This is a genomic window from uncultured Campylobacter sp. (assembly GCF_938045205.1).
GTDB lineage: Bacteria > Campylobacterota > Campylobacteria > Campylobacterales > Campylobacteraceae > Campylobacter_B.
This window is the reverse complement of the sequence record NZ_CALIMY010000144.1, coordinates 1-7255: the sequence shown is the minus strand read 5'-3', so window position 1 is coordinate 7255 and position 7255 is coordinate 1. Positions and strand designations below refer to the sequence as shown.

The following is a 7255-nucleotide window of genomic DNA, read 5'->3' as shown; positions in this document are numbered from 1 at the left end:
TTAAATGCTTGGCTAGGCTCTTGGGCTCGTATGAAATTTGAGTTTTACAAAACTTTCTCAGCTTTAGCGCAAACGAAAACGCCGTGCTAACAAACGCCTCATCCAGCGCGCCGATATAAAGTCCCTCACGCGCTTGTGGGCTTTCGCGCGTTTTTAAAATTTCTGCTATTCGCTCGATGCCGATCGCAAAGCCCACGCCCGCCGTCTTTCTGCCGCCTAAAAACTCCACGAGTCTGTCATAGCGCCCGCCGCCGCCTACAGCGCTTTGTGCGCCAAGCTCGGATGAGACGAACTCAAAAGCGGTTTTGCAGTAGTAATCAAGCCCGCGCACGAGCTTAGGATCGATCTCAAATTTTTGTCCGTTTTGGGTTAAAATTCTTTGCAGCTGCGCAAATTCCGCGGCGCAAGCGTCGTTTAAATTTTCAGTTATAAGAGGCGCGGCGGCTAAAATTTTCTGGCAGCTCTCGTTTTTGCAGTCCAGCACGCGGATCGGATTGGTGTCGATGCGCCTTTGGCAGTCCTCGCAGAGCCTGTCTTTGCGATCTTGCAAGAAATTTACGAGCTTGGTTTTATACGCAGGCATGCACTCCTCATCGCCTAAAGAGTTGATTTTAAGCGTTGCGGCGACATTTAGCTCGCGTAAAATTTGAGCTAACATCAAAATCACGCTCGCATCCTCATAGACGCTACTTTGCCCGAAGCACTCGACGCCGAATTGATGAAACTCGCGCAGGCGTCCCTTTTGCGGGCGCTCGTAGCGAAACATCGAGCCTTGATAATAAAATTTATGTACGCCGCCGCTGCGGTCTAGCTTTTTTTCGATAAAGGCGCGCACGACACCCGCGGTGCCCTCGGGGCGCAGGCAGACGCTATCGCCGCTTTTGTCGCTAAACTCATACATCTCTTTGCCGACTATGTCGCTGCTCTCGCCGACGCTGCGCCGAAATAGCGCGGTCTGCTCAAGTTTGGGGGTTTCGATGAGACAAAAGCCGTAATTGCGCGCCACGCGCTCGCATACGCTTAAAATTTGCGAGTAGATGCGCGCCTGTTCGTCCAAAATATCGTTCATACCGCGAAGTGCCTTGATCATCGATAAAATCCTTTGTGAAATTTTAAAATTTTCAAATTTTTGCGGCGATTATAGTTAAATTTACCTAAATTTTAAGCCCTGCCGCTCGCAGCAACGTATCGGTTCTGCTTATTTGCATCGCGCACCGTTTCAGCTTAGGCGTCTATTTTAAACCGGCTAAGCTCGGCGGTAAAATTTCTACTTCGCCGCCTTGAAGCTCAAGAATTCCTCGTAGCGGCGGTCGATGATCTCTTTGATCTCGGCGTAATTTTGCGGCGAGTTTTCTATGTAAAAATAGGCGTTGTCGAAGTTTTTATCGCCGAATTTTCGCGCTACGAAATCGTCGTAATCTTGCAAATACCAGCCGTGCGTTTTGGCAAATTTCGTGCGGTCCGTGGTGTAGTAGGCCTTCGCAAAGGCCTTGCCTGAGGTGTTTAGTTCGTCGCTGCTTAGCACGCCGTCCATCGCGCCAAAAAAATACCGGCGATAATCAAAGCTATCGTCCATCCGCGCTATATCGTCCGCGAAATCCGCCGCGAAGTCCTTGGAGTAGAGCTTGCGCTCCATGCACCAGCGGAAGAAAAACGCGATGTGCGTCGCGCCGTTTTCATGCGGGATGTCCGTCGGCGCATTTGCCGCGCTCCAGTGCCATTTTGCCTTGTCGTAGGTCACGTAAGCCATTTTGCTCTCCTTTTTTTGGACTTTAAGTTGCATAAATTTTAGAAATTAAAAGCAAACGAGGCTTGGTAAAGCTCTAAATTTTATCCGATGCAATCTGCGCCGTGAAATTTCAAATTTTATATCAGATCGCTCCTTACCTCATAATCGCATTCGCTTCGTAAAATTTTGCCGCGGCTAAAATTACGTTTAAATTCTATCGCATCTCGTAGAATTTCACGCACCTCGTCCTATGTCTTTCAGTCGCTGTTTTGCCGCCGCCGTTACGTCCTCTTCGTAATCATACCACGCAAACATCGCGCCGTGCTGCACCGAGCCGCCGAGCAGATCGCCTCCCTGGCGGTTTTTCAGATCGATATTTGCGACCTTGAATCCGTCCAGCGTCGCTGCGAACTCGCGCAGGCGCTGCGGCGGGGATTTGAGCTTGGTGTAGAGGTAGCAGCGCCCCGCCTGGCCTTTGCGTCCGACGCGTCCGCGCAGCTGATGAAGCGACGCAAGCCCCATCCGCTCGGCGCCCACGATTAAAATGACGCTAAGCCGCGGCAGCGAGATACCCACTTCGACGATCGTCGTGGTTATCAGCAGCTGCCCCTCGTCGCGGAAGCGGCGCAGGATCTCCTCCTTGTCCTTGTCGCTGCCGTGAGTGATCATCACGTCGGAAAACTGAGCCTTCCAAAACGGCGCCGCCTCCTCAAGGCTTTGATAGACCGAGCTTTCGCTTTGCTGCACGAGAGGATAGACGATGATCGCTTGATTGCCCGCGGCGAGCTCGCGGCGCAGATCCTGCATAAAGCCCGCAAATCCGTCGTTTTGCAAAATTTTGGTTTTGATCTGCTTTTCAAACGGTAGCTGTTTTAAAAAGCTAAAGCTCACAAGCTCGGACTGGATCATGCTTAGCGTGCGCGGTATCGGCGTGGCGCTAAACTGAATGAAATGCGCACGAAACTCGCCGCTCCCCGTGAGGCGCGCGATCTTTTCGCGCTGGTTCGAGCCGAAGCGGTGCTGCTCGTCGACCATTATGAGATTTGACGGCGCGAGCTCGTGGTAGAGCAGGGCGTGAGTGCCGATGATAAGGTGTGCGCCCGCAAAATTCGGCTCGCGATCGCCGCTTTTTACGAGCAGAACCTTAATCTGCGGCGGCAGCAAACGGCGCGCCTCGGCGTAAATCTGCTCGGCCAAGATGCTCGTAGGCGCCATCAGATAGCTGATGCGCGGGTAGTTCATCGCCGCGCTAGCGAGGATGACGAGCGTCTTGCCGCTGCCTACGTCGCCCATGACGACGCGGCGGCGCGCCAGAGAGCTTTGCAGATCGCTAGCGATGTCCTTTATCGCGCTTAACTGATCTCGCGTAGGCTCAAAAGGAAGCGAAGCAAGCCAGTCCGAAATGTCGTGCAGCGGGTAAATTTGCGCAGGGAAGCTCGTTTTTTTCGCGCTTAGCTTTTGCAAGTAGTTTAGAATTTCTACAAATTTCAGCATGCGTAAAATTTCAGCTCCCCTCATCTCTGCGACGGCTACGCTCTTTACGGCCTCGGTGGCATGGACAGTTTCAGCGTCGCTTGCAATTTGAGCGATTGTAGTTTGGGCGGCTGCGGTCTGGATAATTTCAGTTTGATAATGCGTAGGTTGCACGGCACAATCGCGCGAAGCGCTCATCGGTGCGGCGAGCGCGTCCTGAACAGCCTCGGCGGCGCTTGCGGTCTGAGCGATCGTAGGCTTTGCGGTTGCGGTCTGCACGGCTACTACCGTCTGAACATTTTCGGTTTGATCGCATACGGGCTGTACTCCCGTAGCTTGTGCGTTCAAAGTTTGGGTGGTCGCGAATTGCGTATCTACGTCTTGGGTGCTTAAATTTTGTTTTGCGACTGCGGCTTGCTCGGCTATAGACTGCGCGGTTATGGCATGGGCTAGCATGGGTTGAGCGGTTGCGGTTTGAGCGTATGCTGGCCGTACTGCCATTTTGGCGCTGCTGGATCCTGGGTCGCTTGAAATTTTACCGCCGCTCGCCGCTGCGTCATTGTCGCTTTTAAGATCGTCTGAAATTTTATCCTCACGCGCCTCGGCGCCGTATGTGGCAAGAAAATCCTCGTCGCTTTGAATGCTAAAATTTTCGTCGTTATAAATCTCTGCGCAGTGCACCCGAGGTTCCTCGCCGTCCAAAATTTTATCACTCACAGCCTCTCCGCTGTGGATATTTTGGCTGGGCGAGACTTCTGCGCCATTTGGAATTCCGTCGCTTAAAATTTCATTCGCCGCGCTGCGCCTTGTTTCGCAGGCAAGAGCTCTGCCGTTTTGCTGATAGTTTGAAATTTTATCTCCAAAAATCTCATCATTTTGCGATCTGTCCTTTAAAATTTCGGCGGCGACCGAGTTTTGCAAGCTTGAAATTTTGCCGTTATATGAAATTCCATCGCCATTTAAAATTTTGTCGCTGCTTGAAATTTCGTCGCTTAAAATTTCACTGCTGCTGTTTGAAATGTCGTCGCGCTCGCCGAAATTTTCCGCGTCGCCCTCTTTGAGCTGCCTATTTAGCGCGGCTAGCATTCGCACGCTGCGCGGCGAGCTCTCGTGTAGCGCAAGCAGTACCGCCGCCTCGTCCACGCGCAGCCCGCAGCCTAGAAGCGTGTCCGCGCTTAGATATTTTTTGATCAGCTTTTGCGCCGCGGCGTCGCTCAGCGCGGCTTTGTATTTGGGCGCGATCCTGCCCGGCTCGCTTACGATTTTTGGGTTTACGAACTGCCACGAGCCGAAGCTCTCGTCGCATTTGCCGTGGATAAAAAATTTTTTGCCGCGCTTAAAGGCGCCGAAGTGCCAGCTTTTGGCGTTGAAGATCACGATTTTGATCTCGCGCTCCCAGCTAAGGCAGTGCGCCGTGACGATGAGCATCGAGCCGCGCCTGTGCTGGAAGAGGCACTCGACCTCCGCCGTGCTCTCGCCCGCGCAGGGCGCGTCTCTAACGCTTAGATCGTCGAAGCTTTTGGGCAGAAGCAGCGCCAGATCCAAAAGCGTCGTAATGCCCGCCTTTTGCAGTGCCGCCGCGTCTTTTGCTTCAAAAATCAATTTTCATCCTTTAAATTTTAATAGGCGTTGAACCATTGCGCTGCGAAATTTTACGCGCCGAAGCGAACGCTCGCCTAAATTTGATCAAAATTCTATGCGCCGCATCGAACGCTTGCTTAAATTTATTCAAAATTTTCACCCATTGCGGTAAATTTACTCGCCGGCCGTGCCTGTAAATTTTACCCGCTCTGCGCGCACTTTGTTTGGCGGCTGTATCTTTGCGGCGTGCACCGGGTTTTAAAAAAAATAGAGCGCGAGCACTTGAAATTTCACAGCGCGATTTGCGAACCGTATGATCCGAAAGATATGCATGCGCACAGTCTTTTAAATTTCGCGGCGCGGCTTGCGAAATCACGCTTTGATTTTGCGCGCTGAAAATTTTACCGAGCCGTGCACGGCGTCTTTAAATTTAGCCGTTCTTGCAAGGCTCGTAAATTTAATCATTTCTGCAAAGCCCCGCAAATTTTAACGCGACGCAGGCGCGGTTTTAAATTTAAACGCACAAGCCGTCCGCAAACGCAGCGCAAAAGTAAAATTTAGCGTCGTCTGCGCCGCTTTACAAATTTTAAAATTTACCCAAATTTTAGGCCGGTCGCAGGTATGCACTCGCTGTGCCGCGACGGGCTAAATTTTAAGCCCCTTTTTTGCGGCGGCCTCGTCGCAAATGACGGAAAAGCTTAGGTTCATGATCTCATCGTGCGATCTGATGAAATCGTTGAGCGCCCCGAGTTTTAGCGTCTCGATGCGCTTTAAATTTCGCTCGAACTCGCCGAATGCGTAGCCCTTGTAATATTCGCTCTGCGCGATCGCCGCTCGTTTAAACATCGTCTCTTTTTGCAGCACGGCGCTTCCGATTAGGAATTTTTTTGCGCTTTTTAGCTCCGCTTCGCTCACGCCAGAGGCGATAAATTTCGCGATCTCCTCTTTTACGAGCGCGGCGGCGTTTTGCAAATTTTCGTTTTTGGTCTGCAGATAGCCCCAAAACTCGCGGCGGCTAAGCTCGAAATCGCCGCGCGCATAGACCGAATACGCAAGCCCGTGTTTAACGCGGATGCGCTCCATCAGCCTGCTGCCGAAACCGCTGCTTCCGAGCACGAAAAGCGCGGTGTTTGCGATGAACTCCTGCTCTTTTGGCAGCGCAAAAGGCGCGCCGAAGTAGATGTATGCCTGCTGCGTCTGCTCCTTTTGGATCTTTATCTTTTTCGCATCGCTCGGCGTGAAAAACGGCAGCTCGCGCTTTTCCCCGCTTGCAAAAAGGCTTAGAATTTCCGCGATTTTCGGGTTTTTATCGCTCACGTCGCCGCATAAAACGACGTATAAATTCTCTAAACTCAGCGAGGCGAAAAACTCCCGCACATCCTTCATAGTGATCCGCTCTACGTTCGCCTCGTCGCCTATGAGCGGCATCTCGAGCCTCGTGCGCGGATACAGAAGCGCTTTTAGATTGCACGTCGCGATGTAATCAAACTCGCTTTTTAGCACGGCGATCTCGCCTATGGTTTGCATTTTTAGTTTTTCCAGCACCGAGGGCGTTAAATTTGGCTCCTTAAGCAGCTCTCGCAGCATGTCTAAGCCGAAATCAAAGTGCTCTTTTAAGCAGTTTAGCTGGATGCCGAAGGTCTCAAAATTGCTCGCAGCGCTGATCTCGACCGCGCGGATATCAAGCTTGCGGTGAAATTCGCTCACTCCTAGCGTCTTTGAGCCCTCGCCCAAAACGCCCGCGCAGATGCGCGCAAGGCCCGGGGTCTTCTCGCTCACCGCGCCGCTTGCTTTGAAAATTAGCTTGAAGCTCGCCACCGGCAGCGAATCGTCGAACTGATACAAAAAGTCGATTTTAGCGCTCTTGCCGTCTTTGGTTTTAAGTGAAATCTCTTTTTTTTCCATCGTTTTCCTTTATAAAATTTTTAAATTTCATCGTTCTTTCGGGCGCGATTTTAAAATTTTGACGCAGCCGCGCCGCTTTTAAAATTTGTGCCGGGCACGTTTTAAAAATTTCGCTAAAACAAGTTTTCAAAATTTAGTTCAAACTCGCTTCTAAAATTTCACGCTAGGGCAGTTTTGCCCGTCCTGCTTAAAATTTTAAAATTTAATCGCGCCGCATTTTTGTAAAATTTCAGCGCCCGAAACGCCGCGTCGCCGCAACGCGTTAGCAGAAATATATCCGTGCTCGAACACGGCAAGCGTTGTAAACGAAATGTCTCTTACGCGCCGTCTACGTCGCATTGATCTTGCGGCGTGGAATTTCACGTCCAAAAAATTCTAAGGCGAAATTCTGCAGCGAAATGAAATTTTACCGCGCGAATTCCGCTCGCACCAGTAAATTTAAACCCGTACCGATATCGAAATTTTAAATCCCGCGGCAAAATTCGATGCTCGCGATCGCAAAAATTCGCTATCTGTTTTAAGACAAAATTCTACCGCTATATTCTAGCCGCATGCGCATAAATTCCC

3 protein-coding genes and 1 pseudogene are annotated in these 7255 nt (G+C 51.2%); all 4 read right to left on the bottom strand.

All coding sequences use genetic code 11. The annotated features are described in order from the left end of the window. The coding region (hisS, locus tag Q0198_RS08970; protein ID WP_297897175.1) for a histidine--tRNA ligase at positions 1 to 1090 on the bottom strand (1090 nt) is incomplete at its 3' end. A gap of 177 nt (positions 1091 to 1267) precedes the next feature. Then, positions 1268 to 1750, bottom strand: a complete 483-nt coding sequence (locus Q0198_RS08965; protein ID WP_297897173.1) for a hypothetical protein — start codon at positions 1748 to 1750, stop codon at positions 1268 to 1270. 213 nt (positions 1751 to 1963) lie between these two features. Continuing rightward, positions 1964 to 3319: pseudogene (gene recG, locus Q0198_RS08960) on the bottom strand (ATP-dependent DNA helicase RecG); the annotation flags it as partial. Between the two features lie 2109 nt (positions 3320 to 5428). Continuing rightward, entirely contained in the window at positions 5429 to 6688 is a 1260-nt protein-coding gene (locus Q0198_RS08955) for a pitrilysin family protein (protein ID WP_297897170.1), read from the bottom strand. Positions 6689 to 7255 lie beyond the last annotated feature (567 nt).